The sequence below is a fragment of the Paenibacillus lacisoli genome (assembly GCF_030580655.1).
Classification (GTDB): domain Bacteria; phylum Bacillota; class Bacilli; order Paenibacillales; family Paenibacillaceae; genus Paenibacillus; species Paenibacillus lacisoli.
Map to the genome: position 1 here is coordinate 736,659 of NZ_JAUQTB010000001.1, position 24,734 is coordinate 761,392.

At 50.5% G+C, this 24,734-nt stretch carries 20 protein-coding genes and 3 pseudogenes; 5 read left to right on the forward strand and 18 right to left on the reverse strand.

What is annotated here, in order from left to right:
• Positions 1–90: 90 nt before the first annotated feature.
• The 8 genes from grpE to gpr form a co-directional block, all read right to left on the reverse strand.
• A complete protein-coding gene (gene grpE, locus Q5741_RS03540; RefSeq protein WP_305022644.1) occupies positions 91–690 on the reverse strand; it encodes a nucleotide exchange factor GrpE in 600 nt (199 codons plus the stop codon).
• Positions 691–788: 98 nt separating this feature from the next.
• Positions 789–1,820, reverse strand: a complete 1,032-nt coding sequence (hrcA, locus tag Q5741_RS03545; RefSeq protein ID WP_305022645.1) for a heat-inducible transcriptional repressor HrcA — start codon at positions 1,818–1,820, stop codon at positions 789–791.
• A gap of 343 nt (positions 1,821–2,163) precedes the next feature.
• Complete coding sequence (locus Q5741_RS03550) at positions 2,164–2,640, reverse strand: N-acetyltransferase (RefSeq protein WP_305022646.1); 477 nt, start codon at positions 2,638–2,640, stop codon at positions 2,164–2,166.
• A gap of 73 nt (positions 2,641–2,713) precedes the next feature.
• The gene (gene hemW / locus Q5741_RS03555; protein ID WP_305022647.1) at positions 2,714–3,904 is read right to left on the reverse strand and encodes a radical SAM family heme chaperone HemW; all 1,191 of its coding nucleotides are present in this window, start codon (positions 3,902–3,904) and stop codon (positions 2,714–2,716) included.
• A gap of 107 nt (positions 3,905–4,011) precedes the next feature.
• Complete coding sequence (gene lepA, locus Q5741_RS03560) at positions 4,012–5,829, reverse strand: translation elongation factor 4 (RefSeq protein ID WP_305022648.1); 1,818 nt, start codon at positions 5,827–5,829, stop codon at positions 4,012–4,014.
• Positions 5,830–5,909: 80 nt separating this feature from the next.
• Complete coding sequence (locus tag Q5741_RS03565) at positions 5,910–6,329, reverse strand: hypothetical protein (protein ID WP_305022649.1); 420 nt, start codon at positions 6,327–6,329, stop codon at positions 5,910–5,912.
• Between the two features lie 18 nt (positions 6,330–6,347).
• Positions 6,348–7,652: a stage II sporulation protein P gene (locus Q5741_RS03570; protein WP_305022650.1), complete on the reverse strand. Its 1,305-nt coding sequence runs from the start codon at positions 7,650–7,652 to the stop codon at positions 6,348–6,350.
• Between the two features lie 217 nt (positions 7,653–7,869).
• On the reverse strand, positions 7,870–8,871 hold the full coding sequence (gpr, locus tag Q5741_RS03575) for a GPR endopeptidase (protein WP_305022651.1): 1,002 nt from the start codon (positions 8,869–8,871) through the stop codon (positions 7,870–7,872).
• Positions 8,872–9,103: 232 nt separating this feature from the next.
• On the opposite strand from gpr, the gene rpsT reads away from it, so the two are divergent.
• On the forward strand, positions 9,104–9,376 hold the full coding sequence (gene rpsT / locus Q5741_RS03580; RefSeq protein WP_305022652.1) for a 30S ribosomal protein S20: 273 nt from the start codon (positions 9,104–9,106) through the stop codon (positions 9,374–9,376).
• A gap of 142 nt (positions 9,377–9,518) precedes the next feature.
• Here rpsT and holA read toward each other — a convergent pair whose 3' ends face one another.
• The 3 genes from holA to Q5741_RS03595 all read right to left on the reverse strand — a co-directional run bounded on the left by holA (position 9,519) and on the right by Q5741_RS03595 (position 12,659).
• Positions 9,519–10,538, reverse strand: a complete 1,020-nt coding sequence (gene holA / locus Q5741_RS03585) for a DNA polymerase III subunit delta (protein WP_305022653.1) — start codon at positions 10,536–10,538, stop codon at positions 9,519–9,521.
• A 247-nt stretch (positions 10,539–10,785) separates the two neighbouring features.
• Complete coding sequence (locus Q5741_RS03590; RefSeq protein ID WP_305022654.1) at positions 10,786–12,114, reverse strand: zf-HC2 domain-containing protein; 1,329 nt, start codon at positions 12,112–12,114, stop codon at positions 10,786–10,788.
• Positions 12,111–12,659, reverse strand: a complete 549-nt coding sequence (locus Q5741_RS03595; RefSeq protein WP_305022655.1) for an RNA polymerase sigma factor — start codon at positions 12,657–12,659, stop codon at positions 12,111–12,113. Before Q5741_RS03595 ends, Q5741_RS03590 begins: the two co-directional genes overlap by 4 nt.
• A gap of 612 nt (positions 12,660–13,271) precedes the next feature.
• Here Q5741_RS03595 and Q5741_RS03600 point away from each other — a divergent pair.
• Positions 13,272–13,826 carry a hypothetical protein gene (locus Q5741_RS03600; protein ID WP_305022656.1) on the forward strand — a complete coding sequence of 185 codons (555 nt, stop codon included), beginning with the start codon at positions 13,272–13,274 and terminating at the stop codon, positions 13,824–13,826.
• Positions 13,827–13,940: 114 nt separating this feature from the next.
• On the opposite strand, the gene Q5741_RS03605 is transcribed toward Q5741_RS03600, so the two are convergent.
• The gene (locus Q5741_RS03605; RefSeq protein ID WP_305022657.1) at positions 13,941–14,879 is read right to left on the reverse strand and encodes a ring-cleaving dioxygenase; all 939 of its coding nucleotides are present in this window, start codon (positions 14,877–14,879) and stop codon (positions 13,941–13,943) included.
• 28 nt (positions 14,880–14,907) lie between these two features.
• Positions 14,908–15,528: a nitroreductase family protein gene (locus Q5741_RS03610; protein ID WP_305022658.1), complete on the reverse strand. Its 621-nt coding sequence runs from the start codon at positions 15,526–15,528 to the stop codon at positions 14,908–14,910.
• 345 nt (positions 15,529–15,873) lie between these two features.
• Here Q5741_RS03610 and Q5741_RS03615 point away from each other — a divergent pair.
• Positions 15,874–16,026, forward strand: a pseudogene (locus Q5741_RS03615) (GNAT family N-acetyltransferase); the annotation flags it as partial.
• A gap of 142 nt (positions 16,027–16,168) precedes the next feature.
• Here Q5741_RS03615 and Q5741_RS03620 read toward each other — a convergent pair.
• Positions 16,169–16,486 (reverse strand): annotated as a pseudogene (locus Q5741_RS03620) (substrate-binding domain-containing protein); the annotation flags it as partial.
• On the opposite strand from Q5741_RS03620, the pseudogene Q5741_RS03625 reads away from it, so the two are divergent.
• Positions 16,487–17,182, forward strand: a pseudogene (locus Q5741_RS03625) (hypothetical protein); the annotation flags it as partial. It lies immediately after the preceding pseudogene.
• 71 nt (positions 17,183–17,253) lie between these two features.
• On the opposite strand, the gene Q5741_RS03630 reads toward Q5741_RS03625, so the two are convergent.
• From Q5741_RS03630 to Q5741_RS03640, 3 genes are all read right to left on the reverse strand, one after another.
• Positions 17,254–19,998: a ComEC/Rec2 family competence protein gene (locus tag Q5741_RS03630; RefSeq protein WP_305022659.1), complete on the reverse strand. Its 2,745-nt coding sequence runs from the start codon at positions 19,996–19,998 to the stop codon at positions 17,254–17,256.
• A gap of 93 nt (positions 19,999–20,091) precedes the next feature.
• On the reverse strand, positions 20,092–20,610 hold the full coding sequence (locus Q5741_RS03635) for a deoxycytidylate deaminase (protein ID WP_305022660.1): 519 nt from the start codon (positions 20,608–20,610) through the stop codon (positions 20,092–20,094).
• 20 nt (positions 20,611–20,630) lie between these two features.
• Positions 20,631–21,236 carry a ComEA family DNA-binding protein gene (locus tag Q5741_RS03640; RefSeq protein WP_305022661.1) on the reverse strand — a complete coding sequence of 202 codons (606 nt, stop codon included), beginning with the start codon at positions 21,234–21,236 and terminating at the stop codon, positions 20,631–20,633.
• Positions 21,237–21,457: 221 nt separating this feature from the next.
• Here Q5741_RS03640 and comER point away from each other — a divergent pair, with 221 nt between their 5' ends.
• Positions 21,458–22,303 carry a late competence protein ComER gene (comER, locus tag Q5741_RS03645; RefSeq protein WP_305022662.1) on the forward strand — a complete coding sequence of 282 codons (846 nt, stop codon included), beginning with the start codon at positions 21,458–21,460 and terminating at the stop codon, positions 22,301–22,303.
• On the opposite strand, the gene leuS is transcribed toward comER, so the two are convergent.
• Positions 22,284–24,725, reverse strand: coding sequence for a leucine--tRNA ligase (gene leuS / locus Q5741_RS03650; RefSeq protein ID WP_305022663.1), 2,442 nt, complete (start codon positions 24,723–24,725; stop codon positions 22,284–22,286). The genes comER and leuS overlap by 20 nt on opposite strands.
• Positions 24,726–24,734 lie beyond the last annotated feature (9 nt).

Sequence of the window (24,734 nt, forward strand, 5' to 3'; positions counted from 1 at the left end):
TCCGGCCGTAAATGGTAGGCATGCCTGAGCATGCCGGATATGGATTTGTTTCTGGTTGGTTTGATAAACCATGTCAATCTATGTGAATGATTACATGCTCACTTTGACCATGGCTGGTCGCAGTACTTTATCCTTCAGCATATAACCTTTTTGTACTTCCTCAACGACGATGCCTTCCTCATACTCGTCGCTCTCCACCTGCATGATTGCCTGATGGAATTCAGGGTTGAACGGCTCGCCAACCGTCTCCATGGCCGTCAGGCCTTCAGCCTGCAGTACGCCCTCGAATTGACGGAAAATCATATGGATTCCCTTCGTGAACGACTCGGATTCAGGTGTCTGCGGAAGCGCAGCTACGGCACGCTCGAAGTTATCAATAACCGGCACAAGCTCATTGATCAGCTTCATGGAAGCATATTTAGCAAGGTCTTCTTTCTCCTTCGCCGTACGGCGGCGGAAATTATCGAAGTCGGCCTGTGTACGCAGGAAGCGCTGCTGACTTTCTTCGGCTTCTGCACGAAGGCGGGCAGCCTCATCATTCTCCTCCGCAGACTCTGTCTCGAGAGAAGCAGATTCGTTCACCACTTCCTCTACAGCCGGCTCATCACCTTGAGTGGTCTCTACCTCTACGACTTCCTCCTCAGCGGTTGGCTGCTGTTCTTCCCCTTGAAACGTTTGATCCTCTTTCAAGTTGTCTCACCTCCTTAAAATAGGCCTCAACACAAGGCACAACGTATAGGATACCGTCTTCCTGTCCATCAATCAAGGCGGCGCAGGAAGACCGTGCATTATTTATAACGGAGCGTCAGCATGGCGGACAGATCTTTCGATAATATACCCAAAATACTGATTACACGGGCATATTCCATGCGTGTCGGTCCCAAAATACCAATGGTTCCAAGCGCCTCGCCATCCACAGAATAAGTCGCGGTAACCAGACTGCAGTTGGCAAAAGCTTCATGGGCGTTCTCCTGCCCAATACGCACCTGGATGCCTGGAGCACCTGCTGAAGGGGCCATCAATTTTAACAGGGTAGACGTCTCTTCGAACAGATCCAGCACATGCTTCAGCTTATCTACATCCTTGAACTCCGGCTGAGACAGCATATGCGTCGTTCCGCTCAGGTACAGACGCTGATCTGTTTCGTTATCGAACGCGCGGTCGAGAACGTTCAGTACATCTTCATAATGAGCGATATGACGCTGCATCTCCTCGCCCAGCTCAGCATACAGACGCGATTTCAGCTTATAGATAGGCACGCCAACCAGCTTGCTGTTCAGAAGGTTCACGACCTTCTCCATCTCAGATACGGATACGCCCGGTGGAATATGAACCGTCTTGTTCTCCACCTGTCCGGTATTCGTCACAATGATGGCAACCGCCGTCGTCTCATTCAGCGGCAGGAGCTGGAAATGGCGTAATGAAGTATGAAAAACCTCCGGTCCCAGAAGGATGGAAGTGTAATTCGTCATATTGGACAAAATGTTGGAGGCATTCTGAATAGCCTGCTCCATCACATTCAGCTTCTCTGCGAAAAACGCCTTCAGTTCATTCATCTCAACCGGCTCCAGAAGGTGTGCGGGATTCAGATGGTCCACATAATAGCGGTAGCCCTTATTGGAAGGAATTCGTCCAGCTGAAGTATGCGGCTGTTCAAGAAAACCAAGCTCCTCCAGATCCGCCATCTCGTTGCGAATGGTCGCAGGACTGAAGCTTACGTCGTCCCGCTTCGATATACTGCGGGATCCCACAGGCTCAGCCGAACGAATATAGTCATCGATGATTGCATTCAAAATCAGCTTCTGGCGTTCGGTTAACATGGAAATCCCTCCTTGTTCGGTCTAACGATCCATTCGAATCACAGTGTTCGTTAGCACTCGAATCAGATGAGTGCTAATTGCTATTACAAAAATACCAAACCGACAGAAGCGTGTCAAGTCGGTTTGGCTATCAGGGCTGCTGGCACTTTATCTGACTCTCGGTCCGATCGCGTTCCAGCTGTACCGATATCCCCTCCCGGTCAACTTGAATCCAGGACTTAACGATCTTCCCTTCCTTAACAAGAACACGATAGACTGCATTTTTGATAAAAAGGATGATATACCAAAACACCCCGGGTTCATCAGGCTTAACCTGTTCCCGGAGTGTTTCTTCACTTAATTCTTACTTTAACATCTTCAGTACAGCAATTTCATCGCAGGCATGCTGCTTGCTGCAGTTCACGCAATCCGTCCACACTTTCTCAGGGAAAATCTCCTTATTAACGACGGTAAAGCCGTTCTTCTCGAAAAAGGCCACTTCATACGTCAAAGCCATGATCTTCGGAATATCCTGCCGCTTTGCTTCCTCGATCAGCAGCTTCACAATTTTGGAGCCAATGCCCAGCCCTTTATAGCCGTCTGAAATACCTAAAGAACGAATCTCCACAAGGTCGGCCCCCAGCCGGCACAGTGAACCGCAGCCAACCGGCTTGCCGTCCACCTCGGCTACTACAAACAAATCGAGCTGGCGCTCCAGCACCGCACGCGATCGCGGAAGCATGATCCCCTGCTGTGCATATCCTTGAATCATTTCATACAGCGGCTCCACATCCTCCTGAACCGCTTTACGGCAAACTACTTGTTTGCAGACCGTCGCCATGTGTCCTTTCCCCCTAACCGTGCTGTCCCATACAATATGAATAAATATACAACAACACGTATAGAAGTGCAAGCTAGTTATTGACCGTCAGGGAACCAATAAATTCAGCGAATACATCATTACCGAACAAAATACCCTGCTCGCTCAGGCGGTAATAGCCCTCACGTTTCTCGATCAGACCTGCATTGAGCATTTTATTCAGCGGCCGCGCAAAGGTGTCTTCCATGCTGACTCCGAACTGACGCTCGAAATCCTGTGCGGAAATACCATCCAGCATGCGCAGACCTACCATGAGGAAATCCTCCATCGCTTCTTCACGGGCAATCTCATAACTGTCCAGGCGCGGCAGTCCTTTCAGCGCAGCCTCCACATAAGGGGTAACCCCTTTAATATTCATATGACGTTGTCTCTTCACATAACCGTGTGCGCCAGCGCCTAGCCCGTAATAATCTTCATTGCGCCAGTAGGTCGTATTATGCCTGCTTTCCTTGCCCGGCTTGGCGAAGTTGCTGATCTCATACTGCTTGTAGCCCGCTTCCTTCATCCGGCGCATAAGCAGCAGGTACATCTCCAACTCTGCATCTTCATGCGGCAGCGGGAGCTGGTTTTTCTGATACAGTGTATGGAAAAGGGTGTTCTCTTCTACCTTTAAGCTGTAGATCGAATAATGGGGCAGCTCAAGCTCCAGCGCACGGCTGACACTCTCATCAAGCATCTCGACCGTCTGGTTGGGCAGGCCGAACATCAAATCGATGGACAGATTGTCCAGACCCGCCTTGCGGGCATTCTCCAGACTGCGGTAGACATCGTCCGTATTATGGATACGCCCGATACCTGTCAGGAGATCGTTCTGGAATGCCTGTACACCAAAGCTCACCCGGTTCACACCGCCGTCTTTCATGACCTTGAGCTTTTCCAAGTCCGTCGTACCCGGATTCGCTTCCATCGAGAATTCGATGTTATCTGACCAGTTTGGGAAATGCCGCTTCACGGAAGCGAGGAAATATTCCATCTCATCCGGCTTCAGTACGGTTGGTGTACCGCCACCGACAAAGATACTTTTAATTTCTCCCGGCGGATGCTCGGCAACTGTGTATTCCATCTCCTTTTCCAGCGCACGCAGATAGTCCATCACCGGCTGGTCTTTCAGGACATAGGAATTAAAATCGCAGTAAAAGCATTTGTTTGTGCAAAAAGGAATATGAATATAAACCGCTTCAGGAGCGGATGAATGTACGTGGTTAGTTACAGCTTCAGCTGCCATCGGGAATTCCCCCTGTTTCTTGTTCTATGGTTCATGTATATCTTAAAAGGGGAAACCCTGTCGGCTTCCCCTGGTAAGTACTGCTATGGAATGCTGCTGCCAGCATTTTAGTTGTCGTCGATTTTCAGGACGGCCATGAACGCTTCCTGCGGCACTTCGACGTTGCCGACCTGCTTCATGCGTTTCTTACCTTCTTTTTGCTTCTCCAGCAATTTACGTTTACGCGAGATGTCACCGCCGTAACACTTGGCCAGGACGTTTTTGCGCATCGCTTTTACCGTCTCACGTGCTACAACCTTGGTACCGACAGATGCCTGAATCGGCACCTCGAACATCTGGCGCGGAATCAGCTCACGCAGCTTCTCGCAGATGATCCGGCCCCGGTGGTAGGCTCTTTCTCTGTGAACGATGAAGGACAAAGCATCGACCTGCTCGCCGTTCAGCAGAATATCCATTTTGACCAGGTTGGACTGGCGGTAGCCGGAAATCTCGTAGTCAAAGGAAGCATATCCTTTCGTACTGGACTTCAGCTGATCGAAGAAGTCGTATACTATCTCGGACAACGGGATCTCATAAGTAATGGTAACCCGGGTCGTGTCCAAATATTCCATGTTTACATACTCGCCGCGCTTGGTCTGGCACAATTCCATGACGGTACCCACATAATCGTTCGGCACGATAATCGCTGCCTTGACATAAGGCTCTTCTACATGCTCGATCCGGCCTACCTCAGGGTAGTTGGACGGGTTGTCAATGGAGATCACTTCGCCATTCGTCAGCGTAACGCGATAGATAACACTTGGCGCTGTCGTAATAAGCGGAATATTAAATTCACGCTCAATCCGCTCCTGGATAACATCCATGTGCAGGAGCCCCAGGAAGCCGCAGCGGAAACCAAAGCCCAGGGCGCTGGAAGTCTCCGGTTCGAAGCTGAGGGATGCGTCATTCAACTGCAGCTTCTCCAGCGCTTCGCGCAGATCATTATAATCCGAAGTCTCAATCGGATACAGACCACAGTAGACCATCGGATTAATTTTACGGTAACCCGGCATCGGCTCCAGCGTCGGATTCTTGGCATCTGTCACCGTATCACCGACACGGGTATCGCCGACATGCTTGATGCCTGCCACGATGAAACCAACGTCGCCTACGTTCAGCTCGTCCACAATGCCCATGCGCGGCATAAAGGCTCCCACTTCAATAACCTCAAAGGTTTTCTCCGTTGCCATCATTTTAATTTTGGAACCGGCTTTAATTTTGCCGTCAACGACACGCACGTACACAATAACACCCTTGTAGGGGTCATAGTGGGAGTCAAAGATCAGCGCTTTCAAAGGCTGCTCCGGATCGCCTGTTGGTGCCGGAACCGACTTGACTACCTGCTCCAGAATCTCCTTGATCCCGATGCCTGCCTTGGCCGAAGCCAGGACCGCATCACTGGCATCCAGTCCAATCACATCTTCAATCTCCTGCTTCACCCGATCCGGATCTGCACTCGGCAGGTCGATCTTGTTGATGACAGGAAGAATCTCCAGATTGTTATCCAGCGCCAGATATACGTTCGCCAGCGTCTGTGCCTCAATACCCTGCGCAGCGTCGACGACCAGCAGCGCGCCTTCACAGGCTGCAAGACTGCGGGAGACCTCATACGTGAAGTCGACGTGTCCCGGTGTATCGATCAGGTTCAGAATATACTCTTCTCCATCATCCGCCTTGTACGTCAGACGCACAGCCTGCAGCTTAATCGTAATGCCGCGTTCGCGCTCCAGCTCCATCTGGTCCAGCACCTGATCCTGCATTTCACGCGAAGTCAGTGCGCCGGTGTACTCCAGAATCCGGTCAGCCAGCGTCGATTTGCCATGGTCTATATGTGCAATAATACTGAAATTACGAATTTTTCGTTGTCTTGCTACAATATCTGTCATGCCTTACCCCCACACACAGCCTAGTGTCAATCGCTTCATTATAACAGCTGGAGGGTATCGCAGCAATCCCATGTCCTGTCTTATTCCGGATCGCCGGTGAAAATGGACGCCACCCAGCGAATGCTCTTCTGGGACAGCTGCTGCAGCAGCCCTGCTGCTTTGTCGGCCAGATGGTCGACAGCAGGCGGGGCGGCCGCCGGAAGCGCAGCTTGACGGGGCAGCTCTTCGCTGGTGGCGGCCGAGGCTTTCAATGCAGAAGCTGCCGCCTCCGTCCTCTCCTCGTCTCTCTCAGGCTGCTCAGCCAACCCTCTTCCATCAACAGCATTTGATTCACGAATGAGGGTCTGACCGGTGACAGGATCGGGCGCAGATTCCTTGGTGATATACAGTCCCGGTCCGTACACCGCGTCCATACCGGAGCCTGCCAGCTGCATACCGAGCAGTACGCCGCCGACCATCAGAACGCCGAATGTGATTGCCTTTTTTCGAAAAGAAGCCATAAAAATCCCCCGCTCCGCCTATTTTGTACTGCCTGCATTTGTCTTGGCACTTGCATCTACCTTCTGCACCTTCTGATCTTTCCAATACAGGTCTGCAACAATATTGCCCAGCAGAGTCGCAGTTCGGCGAAGTTCTTCCTGGGTATTATCAATACCCCCGATTTCGATCAGAATGCTGTTCGGGGAGAGGGACTGATTGTATTCCCCGTTATTCCCGCCCCCGCCGTCCTTGCCCCACACGCCTCTGGAGATACCAGGGTAGGATTTCTCGAATTCCGCATGAATGCGTGCGGCGAATGCCTCGTTCTTCTTCCAGTTCTTATTCTCGTGACCGATGATAAAGTAAACCTTGGCGTATTTGACCCCATTGATCGTTGCTGTCGTCTTGTCATGCCGCTGGGAATCACGGTGGATGTCAATTAAATATTGAAGAGATTGGTGCTCTGCCAGAGCCGCCTGTACCGTGGCCCGTGAATATTTATAAGAAAAGTTCCAATTGTAGCCCTTAATCAGCGAAGCATAATCTTTTTTCTCATGGATCGTACCCACACCCTTTTTCTCCAGAGTGCTTGCAACGATATCCCCGACGTTCATAACGTTTTTGGCAGGAGAGGAGGAATTGGGGTTGTCACTTTCTTTGCCCGTCAGCGGATTATAGGCTTCCCGCGGGTGAGAATGATAGATAAGCACGCCGCTGCCGGCTGACTTGCTGCCTTTGGAAGGCGGATTGGCAGGAGTATCCTTCTTGCCCGCATCGTTCCCTCCGTTGACCGGAGGGGGGTTACTGCCAGATGCTCCCCCGCCATCTGGTGTCTGGCTGCTGTCCGGGGCTTGTCCACCGTGGCCATCGTTTCCGCCTGCAGGATCGTCAGTGCCTGCATCAGGCTGATAGTCCTCCGGAGCCTCAATATTCGCATTACCTGATCCCTTGCGCAGCACAACCGGACTATTCGTTGCCATTCCCGGAACACCGGCTGCGACCAGAGTTTTCGGATCCTGGGGGTTCACACCGGTTAGCAGCTGGAACATAAAAGTCGTCATTTCCTCACCCGTAGGGCTTGAGGATGTTTTGGCCTTCGCCAGATGAGGCATCTCCATGCCCAGCATGTCCATGAAGAAGCCGCTGGAGACCGAGGCGGCAAATCCCTTCATTGAAGAAACCGGAGAAGAGTTCAGCTTGTTTTTGGCCATTCCACCGAGTCCCAGCACGACAAAAAATACAACTGACAGCAGCATCAAAATGACGAGTGTCCGGCCCATGGCCAGCACACGGAGCGCGTTATCCTTCCATCTCCCTACATTCCAGGCATGGATGCTCTTCATCTGTCCATCCTCCTCGTTGGTCACTTTCAACTCTCTTATACTTCAACTCTATGAGGAGAAGGAGAATACTAGAACCAATAGATGGACAGAAATAATAGAAGCAGCATCAGGTGAGGCCCGTCCAGCCATGCTGCATTCTTTCCGTTCGGCAAGATCTTTACAAGTATGATTTGTTCATAACAAAAGAAGACTCCGATGGTATCGGAGTCTCCGGCTGTTAATGGGTATAGGCGGCAGCATTATCCGGATTAACAGCTTCGTGAAGAGCCGTGTTCAGACCGGTCGCGATAATGTTCGCAATATCTTCGATAAACTCATCAATCTCCTTGGGAGTCACGATGAGATCATGTCCGAGCGGCTGCAGTACTTCGCGGACAAGGCCTAACCGGTCCTGCTCCGAGATATCATCCAGCATGCCCATAATGTCCCTGGTGCTGTTCGTCTCCCGTCCAAAGTGCTTTTTCATCAGATCAAGAGCATCATTTACAATAGTGGAGGCGTAAGAGACAGTGGGCACACCAATCGCAATACACGGAACACCCATAATATCCCGGGTAATTCCTCTCCTCTTATTCCCGATCCCGGAACCGGGATGAATGCCGATATCCGCGATCTGGATCGTCGTGTTGATCCGCTCCAGTGAACGCGATGCCAGCGCATCAATCGCGATAATCAAATCCGGCTTGGTACGCTCCGCGATCCCCTGAACAATATCACTCGTCTCTATACCTGTCAGTCCGAGTACACCTGGAGCAACCGCGGATACCTCGCGATACCCGGGAGCCACCTGATCCGGCACCAACTCAAAATACTGGCGAGTCACCATCAGGTTCTCGACAACCAGCGGTCCGAGTGAATCCGGTGTGACGTTCCAGTTACCCAAACCGACAACAAGCACACGGCTCTTGGGCGTGATACCCAACTTGGCAATGAAGCGTTCGAACTCCCGGCAAAAAGCGTTAGCGACCCGGTCCTGGAGTCCAGTATCTCCTTCACGCAGCTGGGGAACCTCGAACGTAATATAATGCCCCTTCACTTTGCCGATGGCGCGCTCGCCTGCTTCATTGAGAACGTCCAGACGTGTAACCTTGATGCCATCGTGCTCCTCAACTTGTTCCTCCACTCCCGGGAACGGAGTCTGACCGCTGCGGGCAGCCAATTCCCTGGCCTCAATCGCCAAATCGGTACGTACCGCAAATTTCTCCAAATCCAGGCTCATCCTTCAATCTCCTCCTTTACCTTCGTGCCTCTGCATGATCCCCATAGTTCACTTACAAGCTCAGGGCTTGCTGGGATAGTTGCAAAATGCTGCGGTAACGATAGTGTGCAGGAGAGACCGCCGCTTTATTCAATAAACTCACTTCTTGCAATTTAAGAAGGAGCGTGCTAGAATATTTTAAGTTGTGAAACGTTTGTGTTCATAAGGAATGCCTTTACAGGAGGTGAATGTAATGCCAAACATCAAATCCGCTGTTAAACGCGTAAAAACTAGCGAAAAACGCCGTGCGCTGAACGCTTCCCAAAAATCCGCGCTTCGTACTGCAGTTAAAGCTGCTGACACTGCGCTGACTACTACAGAAGTTGAAGCTGCGAAAGCTGCTGTTCAAACTGCTTCCCAAAAGCTGGACAAAGCCGTAACTAAAGGCCTTGTTCACAAAAATGCTGCAGCCCGCAAGAAATCCCGCTTGGCGAAAAAATTGAACGCTCTTACTGCTCAAGCGTAAGAAGCGCTATTTTATACGACAATGGAAAAATCCTGATCCGTTCGACGGGTCAGGATTTTTTAGTAGATGATCTGCAGCAGACTCGTATAGTAAAAAGCCGGACCCATACTCATGTATGGAATCCGGCTTTTTTTCATTACATTCATGCACCAAGCCTTAACAGGAACAGCTCCAGACCAAGTACCTTATCAATTCGGCCTGTCTTCATCTGGTAGTCTAGGTCGCCAAGCTGATTTAGAATAAATTTCAGCTGATCCGGCGGAAATTTACGGGCCTGTTCGCCGGCAATTTTGACCGCATACGGATGCAAGCCCAACTGACCCGCAATCTGCTGCTGGGAATAGCTCTGCTGAGCCAGCTCCTTCACCTGCAGAATAATACGGAACTGCCGCGTGATGAGCGCTGCAATCTTGATCGGCTCCTCTCGCCGCTTCAACAATTCATAGAATATATTCAGCGCCTTCTCCATCCGGAGATTCGCAATGTCCTCCACCATGGCAAATACATTCTGCTCAGTACTTCTCGCCACAAGATGGTCAATGTCTTCCGAAGTAATTGTTCCACCGCTGCCGGCATACAGGCACAGCTTGTCAATCTCGGCCGACAAGGTCTGCAGGCTTGTACCCGCATTATTAACGAGCGCCGCCGCCGCCTCAGGTGCAAACGTGGAGCCCTGGCGTGTTCCCTGTTTGCTCACCCAGTCCAGCAGTTCTTCACCGCCAAGAGGCGTAAATGACAGCACCTGTGCCTTGCTCTTCATTGCTTTTACGATCTTCTTACGTTCATCCAGCTTCTCACTCTGGACCATAAAAACAACTACACTGTAGTCTGCCGGATTATCCAGGTAGTCCATCAGCGCATCAATCCGGTGTTCCAGCTTACCGCTGTCCTTCGCTGCTGTAAACAGCGATGCATCCCGGACGAGAATCAGCTTACGCGGCACGAGAAAGGGGACTGTCTCGGCTTCTTCCACGACTACTTCTACCGGCACCTCTCCCAGATCCAGAGACACGATGGCAAAGTCACGCTGGTCTTTCTCAATGACCTGCTCTGTCAGAAAATCTGTAAATTGACGCATTTGATATTTCTCTGTACCGTATAACAAATAGACTGGTGCTATTTCACCTTTGCGGATGGCTTTAACCGCCGCTTTCACATCCAATTCCGCACACCTCCATCCATCTATCCTAACAGAAAATGAAACGTGGGAACAGACGCGCATGCAAAAGGGACCGAGCCGCCATGCAGCCCCGTCCCTCTGTCCCAGCATCTATATAAACGCCTGCCCATGAAAGCTCTAGAAACTTTCGGACAAACGGTCATACCGACGGCCGGATCTTTCTTTCATTCTCCAACCCTTTACAATACTATATTCAGGTCCAAGTCAAAACGTGAAGAAATTCAAAAATTTAAGGAGTTTTATTCGGAGTCGGCACGGTATAGGTAAGTGTGCTCGTTACACCATCCTGCTGAATTTTGTAGGTGAACACCTTGCTGTCCTTCGACCAGGATCCCTCGCTCCACGTTCCAGCTAAGTCCCGGACCTCAATGGCTGTTCCCGCACCGGTATCGTCACTTGCCAACTGATACACCGTAAGTTTCCTGCCCTCCACCTTAACTACGTACTGTCCATCCGGCGATTTGAAAGGATCCTCCTCTGCCACCTTCAGCTTAGATTCACCTGCTGCAGCTGAATCCGTTGAAGGCGCTGTAATCCCTCGAGGAGGAACCAACTGCTGCTGGGCTGTCGGCACATCTGCCGACGGCTGCTGATTACCTTCCGGAGAAGACTGAATCGACATCTCCGGCAGGGCAGCCTGATCTGAATCGTCTGCCTTCGCTTGATCTTTCGTATCGGCAGCCCCTGTTTTAGGAGCCGCTTTCTCCGATTTGGACAGCTCGCCCGTAGAAGGAGTCGATTCTACCGTCTTCTTGTTCTCTGCTGACTGGCTCCGAGCGGGCTTGGGCGATTCCGCAGGCTCCGAAGAAGCTGAAGGCCTGTTTGAGCCGTCGGAAGACGCAGGCGCACTGCTGCTTGCCTTTGCACTGTCCTCACTAGGCTTGGATTCTTTGGTCACGTCTGGCTGGTCCTGAAGAACAGATTTTTTGGGTTCTGAATGATCAGGACTTTCCTTAGCATCAGACTCCTGGCCAGTTTGAACCGATGCAGGTTCTGAACTGTCCTTATCCTCCGGATCTGGCTCCACTGCCTTCATCGTAGCATTTCCGTCCGTGATCGAGCGATCAACCGAAGATCCGGCCGACCCCGTGCGGGCTGTATCTTGAGAGGCTGTATTTTGCTCCATCAAGGCCTCAGCATCCTGCACCGTGTGCGGTTCATAATTAAGTATAGCAATACCCAGAACCGCAGCCGCAGCCGCTGTACCGAGCACCGCCCGTCCAACCATGGAGTTGAACCAGGATGGCTTGCGGTCCCGGGCACGCGCTCCCAAATCTGTAACCGCAGCTACCGGCTTCATCTCCTGCAGAGCGCTTCCTTGTTCCCGCTTCGCTTCGTCTATAGCATCCAGCTGCGGCATAATCGCATCAACCAGACTGAATCGGGGCTTTACCTGTGGAAGGTCTTCCAGTTCCCGCGACAATGCGCGCAAGATCTGAAACTTCTCGGCGCAGGCCGGACATTCCGCCGTGTGGCGCAGAAGCTCGGCCGTCTCTTCCTGATTCAAATCATGATCCAGGTACCGGTTCATCCATTCCTCCATTTCCTGACATCTCATCCTGATACACCACCTTTCTGATAATCCTGAAGTAAGGTCTGCAGCTGCTGTCTCGCCCGGAATAAATACGATTTGACCGTATTCAGCGGCAGGTTCAGACAGTCTGCAATCTCGTTATACGAGAAGTCCTGCAAATATCTCAGCACGATCACGGTCCGGTGATGCTCCGGCAGCCGGTTGATCGCTTCCTGTACGTCTTGAGCCATATAGGCCGTTAGCACCTCATGCTCCACGTTCTGTGTGTCATGGAATACCATTTCATGCTCATCCATAGAAACCGATGGCTTGGTTCTTCTGAATTTATCGATGCAGATATTGGTTACGATCCGCTGCACCCAGGTCTTGAATTGAGCTTTCTCTTCATAAGAGTTGATTTTGGTATAGACCCGGATCAGTGCTTCCTGAGCTGCATCCAGAGCGTCATGCTCATTATTCAAAATATAGTATGCAGTTTTGTAGACATGATCCTCTATCTCTCTTAATAGGGTGATTAGAGCGTCGCGATCGCCCGATTGAGCCGCTCTAATGAGTCCCTGCTCCACCACAAAGGATCCCCCTCTCCCTGCAACCTAACAGACGTGATACCGGCTGTAATTGTTGCAACTTTTCATCAGAATTGCCCATTTTTTTATAATATCTTCAGGGACCCGGGAACTAGAAACAACGGATTCACGGAGCCCTCCTGCTATACACCTCATCCTGTGGGCGGAGTGCGTACAAATGCACCATTTTCCCTTACAATAACAGAAAAAGGTAATATCGTCATCTCTCCGCCTGTCTGTATGAGGACATGGTATATAAGACAAATATAACATATAATTCCTTTTGTGATTGTGAGATTTATGTCCGTTCCTGTGGCTGTATGGATGATATGGCTTGTCGGTTTTAAGAATCTTACATATAATGCTAGGTTTTTCCTATAAATTATGTTAAATTATTGAAATGATGTTAGGTGACTTGGCATAACTTGAACAGTACGGATTTTTTTGCAAAATGCCACCCCAGACCGATTGAAATGGATGCTTTTGTGTTTAATAGTAATTGAGGTATGCCGTTCATCACGCAGTGTTAACTCCTCATCCATTTCGTCGTTCCTGCACAGCAGGAAACATCGTTCTACCGTTAAGCAGAAATTATCTTTCGGAGGTATCTCACACATGAAAAAACAAAAATGGTTATCCCTGATTTTGGCAACCGCCATGTCCGCACTGATCGTGCTGCCTGCAGCCGCTTCCGCCGACACTTCCGTTCCAGGCACAACTTATTCAGCGACAGACAGCACGACCGCTCCACTAAGCCCGCTTGCACAGCAGCTGCAGGATTATACAGCCGCGCTTGAGCCGCTGGGCGTCTATGAAGATAAAGCGATCGATACATACCGTAACAATAATTATGTGAACGCCGCCAATCGCAAAACAACGTTCCTCGCTTTTAACAATATCATTGTGCCAAATTATACGAAGTTTGTGCAAGGCCTCAAAGCGATCCAAACGCCAAACAGCGACCTGAAATATCTGCACTACAAATATACAAGAGGCGCTTACCTGCAGCTGGAAGGTTTAATGCTGTTCAAGCAGTCCCTCTACTCTCAAAAAATTAACTACAAGCTGTTCAACCAGGCCAATGATAAGCTCGCAGCCGGCCGTAAACTGATCGACCAGTTTAATACAGAGTTTGAAGCATACGCTAATAAACTGGCTAAACAGCAATAGTCCCTTTTAACCTGCATAATATGATGAAACGGCAGAACCGGAAGCCGGGGAATCCCCTGCTTCCGGTTTATTTGTGCGTTATTCTAGAGCTGCTGTATGTGGCTGCTGTGGAAGTTAATCCAATTCCCTGATATGGATCGGAATCAGTACTTTTTCCAGCATGCTGCGGTGAGGTTCATATTGGGCAGGCAGCTTCAGCTGTTGGCCCATCGTTTCATAGGATTCATCATGGGCGAAGCCAGGAGGATCGGTCGCAATCTCGAACAGAATATTTCCGTGCTCCCTGAAGTAGATGGCGTTAAAATAGTTCCGGTCTCTTACAGCAGTCACCCCGTAACCCTGATCAGCGACGAACTCCTGCCACTCCAGCTGGTCACGGTCATCCTCGGCTCTCCAGGCAATGTGATGCACCGTCCCCACGCCCATGCTTCCCTCTCCGGACGACGACAGTTTCAGATCGATAACATTACCGATGTCTGCATAGGAACGATAGCGCGCGATATCTCCTTCCTGACCGATATATTCCAGTCCCATGACCTTCTCCAGCAGCTGCGCTGTCTGAGCGGGTTGTGAGGAGAGCAATGTGGCACCGCCAAACCCTTTAATCGCATACTCAGCAGTAATTCCGCCAAAGCTCCAGTCATTAGCTTCACCTTCTGCCCGTTCAACAAGATCCAGGTGGAGTCCGTGTGGATCATCAAATTCCAGGTATTGTTCGCCAAAACGTTCTATCCGGGTAAAAGCCACATTGAAGTGTGTCAGCCTCTGCTCCCAGAATGGCATTGCTCCTACAGGAATCATATAGGAAGTGACCCCAACCTGGCCATCACCGATTGTTCCGAGATACGCATCCGCCCATGGAAAGAAGGTTATGATCGTTCCCGGCTTACCACTATTATTGCCGAAATAAAGATGATAGGTGCCTGGATCGTCAAAGTTGACCGTTTGTTTTACCAGCCGAAGTCCCAGCACGCCTGCGTAGAAATCAACGTTCTCCTGCGGATGCCCTACAATCGCGGTAATATGATGAATGCCTGCTGTTCTTTTAGCCACCGTTATTCCTCCGTTCAATTGGATTCGATCAGATATGCGTTACAAATTCGTTTACAGGCTTGCGGTATCCGCGCGGTCTGCGGCTCTCTACCTTTTCTTTACCGATGGTAATCATAAGTACAACCTCATAGTGGTCGTCGATGTTCAGGATTTCCCGCACCGCTTCGGAATCAAAACCGATCATCGGACAGGTGTCCCAGCCCTTCTCCTTGGCAGCCATCATAAACAGCATCGCTGAGAGAGAGGCATTGCGGATCGCTTCATCCTTCTGGAAGACGGGGCCGCGGGTTTCGTAAAAAGAGACTGTATCCTGGACCATCTGGTCATATTCCTGTTTGTTCAGAACACCCAGCGTCTTTAATCCTTCATAGATCTCAGGCGCATGGTCATGTGCTCTTTTGTCACCCAGAACCAGGATGACCGCCGAAGAACTGCCTACTTTATACTGCCGGTAGGCAGCTTCTTTGAGCTGCTCCTTGACACTCGAATCACGAACAGCCACATATTGGGCATGCTGCAGGTTGAATGCCGAAGGTGCCAGCTTGACCAGTTCAAAAATTTCGTTAAGTTCCTGTTGTGAGATTGGATGGTCTGGAAGAAAGTTGCTGGCGGAGCGTCTGTTTTTGATCAATTCCATAAAGTCTGTCATATCGTTGTTCCTCCTAATATCATTTAAATGATCATCTTAAAACGTAATGTATAAGAGTATAATAGTATCCTTAATCTTGAATTTATCTTTACGTTAAGATATAAGTTTATTCATACCATATTCCCTTACTTCAACTTTATATGTTCTTTAATGAATCTACCGCTTGCTCTCACGGATCATTTCAAGAACTCCTCTCATATCACTTTTTATGTATGAAGTATTGCTCTGGTGTATTATTTTACTTTCAATTGACTTATCTCTAATTAAAGATTTATTGCTTGGTGTAAGCATATTACATAATAAGAATCGTGTCAACATTCTTCTCGTTAATGGCTCTTTCTGTATCTTGGCATGTCCCTGGAAGCACAAGATGATAATCTTGGTGCATGCAGATTTTATGTGAAACAAGGATACATACTGGGTGGAGTTGACACACTAGAGCAGTCATATAAGCCTGACATTGAAACCACTCTTTATTGGTATAAGTTATTTAAGTAACGTGGACTTTAGCAAAGTAATACAGTCTGTGCATAACAAAAAAGATAGCCCAAAACGAGAGCTGCACCACTCAGGATGAGGGACGTGAAGTATTCTAAGTGAACGGTGTCAGCTCTTAACTCCTCATACGAAGACAAAAAATCTACTTGTCCTGCAAGGCAAAAGCATCTCTTGCTGCTTCTATAAAAGATAATATAACTGGTGAAAGCCACTTATCTTTGTGCCATAACATCTGTGTATAGACATGCAGATCGGGAATCTGCCATGGCAGTGCAACAAGTTGTCCCCCTTTAACCTCGGCTTCCGTTACGATTTCAGGAAGAAAGGCAATTCCAATCTCCGAAATGGCACATTGTTTTATGGCTTCAGCACTTTGAAACTCCAAATATGTAATGCTATCTATGCCTTCTTTCTCAAATGACCGGTCAAACATCGTTCGATAGTGGCAACCCTTTTCGTGCATCGGCTGGTGACAGAGAAATTCGGCATTCAAAAAATTGCGCTCGTCGTTGGATGGTCAATGGGAGGCATCCAGGCATTTCAATGGGGTGCAAGCTACCCAGAGATGGTAGAGCGAATTGCCCCTTTCGCAGGAATTGCGAAACCTTGGCCCCATACCTTTGTGGTCCTGGACAGTCTAAAAGCTTCGCTGCTGGCTGCTGTTGGCTTCGATTCAAGCAAGCTAAGCGAGCTGACCTCCGCAGACATGCGCGCTGTTGGCCGGGTCTATGCAGGGTGGGGACTAACCCATGCATTTTATAGGGAGGAGCTTTACCGTGAAATGGGATTTAAATCCCTGGAGGATTTTGTAGCGGGCGTCTGGGAGAGCAGCTTTATGAATATGGACCCGCATAATGTGCTGGCCATGTTATGGACAGGCCAACATGCCGATATTAGCGCAAACCCATCCTATAACGGTGATTTTAACAAAGCACTCAGGAGCATCAAAGCACTTGCCTGTATCATGCCAGGGAGCACGGATCTCTTCTGCACAGCGGATGATAATGCATACGAAGCAAAGCTGATCCCTCGTGCTGAATTTAAACCGATCCCGTCGGTCTGGGGCCATTTTGCCGGTCGTGGAATCAACAGAGCCGATAATCAATTTATCGATAATAACCTGAAACAATTATTGGCACTCCGCACAAACGGGTAGATCGTTCGTTAGAATTACTCACTGTTCTGTAAGATGAGGCAGGATCAGCAGTTCACCATGGAGAACAGCAATTATTTATCACCGCTGTACATGGTCCGGACTTTTACTTTGCCGTCAATGGCCTGCATCTGGATCTCACCCATCGTATCCGTGCGGTACACTTGGCTGTGGGCTTCCCCCAGCCGTTTCAAGGCATCGGCATTCGGATGTCCGTATAAGTTATGCTTGCCTGCCGATATGACAGATGCCTTGGGGCGCCAGAATTCCAGCCAGTCTGCTGAGGTAGAGCTCTTGCTTCCATGATGCGCTACTTTGAGTACGTCTACAGGCGAATACATCAGCCGGGCTGACAGAGCGGTCGAGCTGTCCCCCGACTGATTTTTTTGCCCACTCGTACGGATATCACCCAGCAGCTGTGTCTCTGCGCCAATGTCCATGTCACCGGTAAACAGATACGACCCTCCTTCCATGTCGAGCCGGAATGCGAGTGACAGCGGATTTTGCTCCTTGACGATCGGCAAGACGGAGCTCTCGGAAGTTTGTTCTGAAACTCCAGGGAAAATAAATTCCAGGCGGGTGTTTTTATCGACGGTCAAGCCCATTCCCTGTTCTGCCTGGTACAACGGAATATGCTTATCCAGCGCCGTCTCGATTAACCGATCCAGCTTGTCCTTGCCTGTGAGGGTCCCGTTAAAGACAAGCTTCTTTACCGGCAGAGTATCAAGCACAGCCTGCAGCCCGCCAATATGGTCTGCATCCCCATGGGTCGCAATAACAGCATCCAGCTGATGGACACCGCGCTGCTGGAGCAGCGGCACTAGCGTTTTGGCCCCGACTTCATAAGGATCTCTTCGCTGACGCCATGTGTCCTTCGGTTTCCCGAAATCAATCGTACCGCCTCCGTCTACAAGCAGGTGCCTGCCTGCTGGTGTAGTGATGAGAATACTGTCACCCTGCCCGATATCAAGAAATTGAACGATTCCTCTTCCGCCATATGCACCGCTGCTTGAATAGGCACCGTTCAGCATTGCGAATAGAATGATAGCGGAGAGAACTAGGGCCAGCCCTTGATATAGTCCGAAACGGCGGCCTACAGCGGTCCCTGCTCCCGGCAGCCTGTCACGCCCACCTGTAATCGCGGACCATTCAGGAGAGCCTGCAGCAGCTGGATGTAAATCGGACGATCGGACACCAGGTCCTCGGGATATCTCTGTCCGGTTATCCGAATGGATAAGAGGAACCGTGTCCTCCTCGCTCCAGCGGCTTGTCGGCGGATTTCTGACTGCATGCCACTGCTGAAAGAGCTTGAAAAGCATATACAGCATGACGTAATACATGAAGATCCACAGCAGAGAAGGTGATGCCCACACGGTACGGAAAGACTCATAACCGTTCATCCACTGGACGACAGCAAAGGTCAGCGTATTCAGCCGTTCGGCCAGCCAAGCCATTCCACGCGCTCCGTCAAGCCAGACCCAGGAGACGAGCAGTGCAGCAGCACCCAGAGGGAGCACGAGGAAGGTGATAAACGGAACCAGTATAAAGTTAGCTGCAAGGGAGAGTATCGAAAACTGATTAAAGTAATAAATGGTTAAAGGAAAGGAAACCATCTGTGCCGCCACCGTAACAGCAATTGAACCCCGCAGTATGATCGGCAGGCGTGAAAGTAATGGCTGCAGCAGGGGCACATACACAATCAGACCAGCGGTAACGAGAAAAGACAGCTGAAAGCTCACATTCAACAAAAAGTAAGGCTCTATCAGCAGCATGATCAATGCAGCCGCGCTCAAAATATTCATCCCGTCACGCAGCACCCCCTTACGCAGCGCATATAAACCGATGATAGACATGATACCCGCACGGACAACAGAGGGCGAAGCGCCAGACAGCAGCACATAGACCGGTACAAGCAGCATGATCAGGAGCAGCGATCGTTCCCGGCTGAAGCGCAGCCATAAAAACAAGCGGTGAAGAACCGCTACATACACAGCTACATGCATACCGGATATGGCCAAAATATGGGTCAATCCGAGCAGGGTAAAATGCCGGTACTGTTCTGGATCATAATCATCCGTAATCCCTAATACCAGTCCTTTCATGTAACCGGCGTTCACTTTAGGCTCAAACAGACTGTTCATACTCTCGCTAAGACTAGCCCGGATCCCATCATTCAGCCGCAGCAGACTGTATCTGCTCCAGCTCGGGGACTTTAACATCTGCAGATTGGAGGCGCCCGCTCCTTTTAGCAGCCAGTGGATGCGCTGAGTTCGCAAATATTTGCGGTAATCAAAACCGCCGAAATTACCGGCACGTGCCGGCTGCTGCAGTTCACCAGTTAACCGCACGACATCTCCCCGCCGCCAGCTTTGTGCTAACTTCTGTTCCGGCTGAGCGTTTAACTTGATCTGGATCAGCACTAACTCTGAAGATTGGACTATCGGACCCTGCCGCAGCTGGATGTTCTGCAAGCGCAGCCGGAACTGGGCTTTGTCTCCATCCACCTCTACACCTGTTGCGAGAGCCCCTGTAACGTGTACCATCGATCCCTGAAGGCCCTCGGCGCTGATATTTAGCTGGCCGGGCAATTCACTGCTATTGCGGCTGTCCGTCCATTCCCAGTAGAGTGCAGACAGAGTCAAAGACAGCCAGCACATCAGCACAAGCCCCATCCTCTGAGCTGTGAGCCGCTGAAGCAGCGGCAGACATAACGAACATCCTGCCCATGCAGCCCAAAGGCTGATCCCTGACAGCAGACAGGCCAAGCTCGAGCCGAACACCCAGCACACCGTAAAAGCCAGCAGCGGTCTTACTCGCAATGCCGTCTCCCTCCTTCCCTGATGAAATACAAAAAGAACCTCTGCCTGATAAGCAGAGGTTCTTCCTCGTTTGACCGTTGAATCGCTATGAATCTAATTCGAGACCGTCATCATGGTCTCCTGCGGCGGTTGATAGTTTTCCAGGCAGCGAAACACAATGCCTTTCTTCTCCATCAGATCCGTCACTTTATGGGTATCCTTCGGATATGGACGATGATAAATAATTTCCACAATTCCGCTGTTAGCCAGCATGTTCGCACAGGTCCAGCACGGTTCATCTGTCACGTACACGGAGGAGCCTTCCCGGTCATTGCGGTCCGTAAACAGCAGCAAATTTTGCTCCGCATGGATGGTCCGGACACAGCGCTGCTTTTTTACCAGCTGCTCTATACCATTCTGTACGATAACCTCAACCTCTTCAGAAATCATGCAGCCTGCCTCAGAACAATCTGGAACTCCAGAAGGTGCTCCGTTATAAGCTGTTCCAAGCAGCTTTTTCCCCTGAACCAGTACGGCCCCCACATGACGGCGGGAACAGCGGGATCGTGTAGAAACCATGTAGGCAATATCCATAAAGTAGGTGTCCCAGTCTTTACGCAATGCTGTACTCATGTCGTTCGCTCCCAAGAAATTTATAGAACAATATAAGCTCTCATCTTCTCCAGCATTTTCTGGCCGATTCCCTTTACCTTGAGCAGTTCCTCCACGGATCGAAAAGGACCATGTTCATTCCTGTAGTTCAGAATAGCCTGAGCTTTCTTCTCCCCGATTCCAGGCAGCTCAGTCAGCTGAGTCTGGCTAGCAGTGTTAATGAACACCGCACCTTCAGGAATCGCCGGCTGAGTTGACGAGGCTGCAGCTGAAGATGAAGCAGGCACAGCGGCCTGTTCTCCGGACTCCACAGACTTAACAACAGATTCTGCTGAACCTGAAGAGTTATTCGCAGCTGGCAGTTCAGGCACAGCGGCAGCTGCCGTCTGGTTTTGGACTAAAGCGGATGATGAACCTGCTTTCGTATTAACCCCAGCACCTGTCTCTGTCTGCTGCTTAGGTGAGAATGAGGCCGCTTGTTTATCATTCTTGTCCTGCGTTCCTCGCGTATGCAAGGCTAGTTCAGCCGCTGCATTCAGCGGCTGCCAGCCTGCATCGACTTCTTCCTTATGCGTCCCTGACAGCAAAATGAATACGGCTCCAACCACTGCCAAAATAACAGCCGCTCCCGTCCAGCTTTTCTTCAATCCCTCTTCCTCCGTTCAATTCAAAGTCATGTCAAGTTCTTGGATGACGGTGATGTATTCCTGCGCCCTGAAGCTGATCTCCGTACAAGACCATGCAGCTTCAACAAAGTTCTCTGCCATGGGGTTCACATAATAATAGTCATGTCGGCCAAGACCGGGTGCATAACATATGAAGAAGAACTGCGTCAGTGCCGTACAGTAGGAAAGGAGGCTGATGAACGATGAAAGTAGGCTTCATCGGAACCGGTAACATGGGAAGTCTGTTAATTGATGCATTTATCGCCGCAGGCGCTCTTGAACCACATCAGATCACGGCAAGCAACCGTACCCGTACCAAAACAGAACAGCTGTCGGAGCGGTATCCCGGACTCAAGTCGGCTGCGAACAACCGGGAGACGGCTGCCTGCAGCCATATTTTGTTTCTATGTGTTAAACCGCTCGAATTCCATCATGTTCTGCAGGAAATTCAGGATGTCACTACCCCGGACCAGATTGCCGTATCCATTACCAGTCCGGTTCAGCTGCGTCATCTTGAATCCCGGCTCCCCTGCAAAATATCAAAGATCATCCCCAGTATCACCCACCTGGCCGGCAGCGGTGCTTCTCTTTGCATCCATGGAGACAGAATGCAGATGGAGGACAGGTCCCTGCTGGAGGAGCTATTTGCTTCCATCAGCCGGCCGCTGCAGGTGAGCGAAAATTTTACAAGGATCACATCCGATTTCTCCAGCTGCGGACCGGCGTTTCTGGCTTTTTTCCTGGACCAGTGGATTGCAGCCGCCGTTAAGCTGACGGGAATGGAACAGCAGGATCTAATCCGCCTGTCAGGAGAGATGCTGCTGGGTACAGGTAAACTGCTGACCGAGAGTGGTCTGACACCAGGTGAACTGCAGGCAAGAGTCAGTGTCCGCGGCGGTATTACCGCAGAGGCTCTTGCCGTGCTGGATGCTCACTTGAATAACGCTTTTGAGCAGCTGATCATGACCACCCAAGCCAAATACGACGAGGATGTTCATAAGCTGGATCGGCAGTTCGACATTTCAGAAGTTAACCGGCAACAATATTAACGAGCTTGCCCGGAACGGCGATAACCTTGCGAATCGTTTTGCCTTCCAGTGCCTGCTTCACATTCGGAAGCGACATACTGAACTCCTCCATCGCCTTCTGGTCAAGATCCTTGCCAATTTTGGCACGCTGAACGATTTTACCATTCACCTGAATGACAATCTCTACTTCGGCATCCACTGTCCACGCCTCATCAAAGGTCGGCCATGCCACGTAAGTAATGCCTCCTTCATGCCCCAGACGGTTCCACAGCTCTTCTGCAATGTGAGGTGCAAGAGGGGACAGCATTTGGACAAAATTCTCCATAGCTTCGCGAGGCAGGGAGTTCGCTTTGTACGCTTCATTAATGAAGATCATCAATTGGCTGATCACTGTGTTAAAGCGCAGATTCTCGTAATCATCAGTTACTTTCTTAATCGTCTTGTGCCATGTGCGCTTGAATTCGTCGCTGCCAGCATCATCCGAAATTTTGCTGTTCAGCGTACCGTCTTCATTAATGAAGAGACGCCATACACGGGCCAGGAAACGGTGCGAACCTTCTACACCATTGGTGTTCCAAGGCTTCGTCGCTTCCAGAGGTCCCATGAACATTTCGTACATACGCAGTGTGTCAGCCCCGAACTCGTTGACAATATCATCCGGGTTAATAACATTGCCGCGTGACTTGCTCATTTTCTCATTGTTGGTGCCCAGGATCATACCTTGGTTAACCAGCTTGTGGAATGGTTCCTTCGTCTCCACTACACCCAGATCATACAGCACTTTGTGCCAGAAACGGGCATACAGCAGATGCAGCACGGCGTGCTCAGCTCCCCCGATATACAGATCCACTGGCAGCCATTCGCGCTGCTTCTCTTTGGAGACAAGCTCCTTATCATTATGCGGATCAATAAACCGCAGGTAGTACCAGCAGCTGCCGGCCCATTGCGGCATGGTATTAGTCTCACGGCGGGCTTTCATTCCGGTCTCAGGATCAATCGTCTCCACCCAATCGGTAACGTTCGCCAGCGGTGACTCACCTGTTCCAGATGGCTTGATTTGGTCGACTTCCGGCAGTACCAGCGGCAGCTGGTCTTCCGGCACTGTCTTCATTGCTCCATCCTCCAGGTGCAGGATCGGAATCGGCTCACCCCAGTAGCGCTGACGGCTGAACAGCCAATCCCGCAGACGATAGGTAACTTTGCCTTGACCTTTACCCTGCTCTTCCAGCCAGGAAATGGCCTTGGCAATCGCTTCTTCCATGTCCAGTCCATTCAGGAAATCCGAATTCACGTGCGGACCTTCACCGGTATAAGCTTCTTCCTGGACATCCCCGCCAGCTACAACCTCAACGATCGGCAGATCGAATTTTTTGGCAAACTCCCAGTCACGTGTATCGTGTCCCGGTACTGCCATGATGGCTCCTGTGCCATAACCGGCCAGGACATAATCAGCGATCCAGATTGGCAGCTTCGCACCGTTTACAGGATTAATGGCATAAGCACCTGTAAATACTCCACTCTTGTCTTTGGCCAGATCCGTACGCTCCAGATCACTCTTATGGGACGCCTGCTCCTGGTATGCTTTGATTGCAGCCCTCTGCTCTTCTGTAGTAATGGCCTCCACCAGTTCATGCTCCGGTGCCAGTACCGCATAGGTCGCACCAAACAAGGTATCGGGGCGGGTTGTGAAAACGGTCAACTGTGCATCATGGCCTTCAATCGCAAATTTCACTTCGGCACCTGTCGATTTACCAATCCAGTTACGCTGCATATCTTTAATGCTTTCGGACCAGTCCAGCTCTTCCAGATCTTCCAAAAGACGCTCGGCATATTCAGTGATTTTCAGTACCCATTGGCGCATCGGTTTACGTACGACCGGGTGACCACCACGCTCACTTTTGCCGTCAATGACTTCTTCGTTCGCCAGTACCGTACCCAGTGCTTCACACCAGTTCACCGGAATCTCCGCAACATAAGCCAATCCCCGCTTGTACAACTGAATAAAGATCCACTGTGTCCATTTGTAATAGGACGGATCTGTTGTGCTGAACTCGCGTTCCCAGTCGTAGGAGAAACCCAATGACTTAATCTGACGGCGGAAGTTGTTGATGTTCTTCACTGTGATGTCGCGCGGATGTTCACCCGTATCAATGGCATGCTGCTCCGCTGGCAGACCGAACGCATCCCATCCCATCGGATGGAGAACGTTGTAACCCTGCATTCGCTTGTAACGGGATACAATATCTGTTGCTGTGTAGCCTTCCGGATGGCCTACATGCAGACCCGCTCCGGACGGGTATGGGAACATATCAAGAGCGTAGAATTTCGGTTTTCCCGCCTCTTCACCTGTACGGAAGGTTTTGTTCTCCTCCCAATATTTCTGCCACTTGCTCTCAATGGCCTGCGGCTGATAGCCGTGCTTCGGCTGTGTCGTGTCGCTCATTCCATTTCC

What these genes read in the sequence shown, in the direction of transcription:
- Q5741_RS03635 (WP_305022660.1), bottom strand. Translation starts at nt 20,610, where the DNA reads ATGAGTACAGCATTGCGTAAAGACTGGGACACCTACTTTATGGATATT.
- gpr (WP_305022651.1), bottom strand. Translation starts at nt 8,871, where the DNA reads ATGAGCCTGGATTTGGAGAAATTTGCGGTACGTACCGATTTGGCGATT.
- Q5741_RS03600 (WP_305022656.1), top strand. Translation starts at nt 13,272, where the DNA reads ATGAAAAAACAAAAATGGTTATCCCTGATTTTGGCAACCGCCATGTCC.
- comER (WP_305022662.1), top strand. Translation starts at nt 21,458, where the DNA reads ATGAAAGTAGGCTTCATCGGAACCGGTAACATGGGAAGTCTGTTAATT.
- Q5741_RS03570 (WP_305022650.1), bottom strand. Translation starts at nt 7,652, where the DNA reads ATGAAGAGCATCCATGCCTGGAATGTAGGGAGATGGAAGGATAACGCG.
- Q5741_RS03610 (WP_305022658.1), bottom strand. Translation starts at nt 15,528, where the DNA reads ATGACAGACTTTATGGAATTGATCAAAAACAGACGCTCCGCCAGCAAC.
- lepA (WP_305022648.1), bottom strand. Translation starts at nt 5,829, where the DNA reads ATGACAGATATTGTAGCAAGACAACGAAAAATTCGTAATTTCAGTATT.
- hemW (WP_305022647.1), bottom strand. Translation starts at nt 3,904, where the DNA reads ATGGCAGCTGAAGCTGTAACTAACCACGTACATTCATCCGCTCCTGAA.
- rpsT (WP_305022652.1), top strand. Translation starts at nt 9,104, where the DNA reads ATGCCAAACATCAAATCCGCTGTTAAACGCGTAAAAACTAGCGAAAAA.
- Q5741_RS03565 (WP_305022649.1), bottom strand. Translation starts at nt 6,329, where the DNA reads ATGGCTTCTTTTCGAAAAAAGGCAATCACATTCGGCGTTCTGATGGTC.
- Q5741_RS03550 (WP_305022646.1), bottom strand. Translation starts at nt 2,640, where the DNA reads ATGGCGACGGTCTGCAAACAAGTAGTTTGCCGTAAAGCGGTTCAGGAG.
- hrcA (WP_305022645.1), bottom strand. Translation starts at nt 1,820, where the DNA reads ATGTTAACCGAACGCCAGAAGCTGATTTTGAATGCAATCATCGATGAC.
- Q5741_RS03590 (WP_305022654.1), bottom strand. Translation starts at nt 12,114, where the DNA reads ATGAGATGTCAGGAAATGGAGGAATGGATGAACCGGTACCTGGATCAT.
- leuS (WP_305022663.1), bottom strand. Translation starts at nt 24,725, where the DNA reads ATGAGCGACACGACACAGCCGAAGCACGGCTATCAGCCGCAGGCCATT.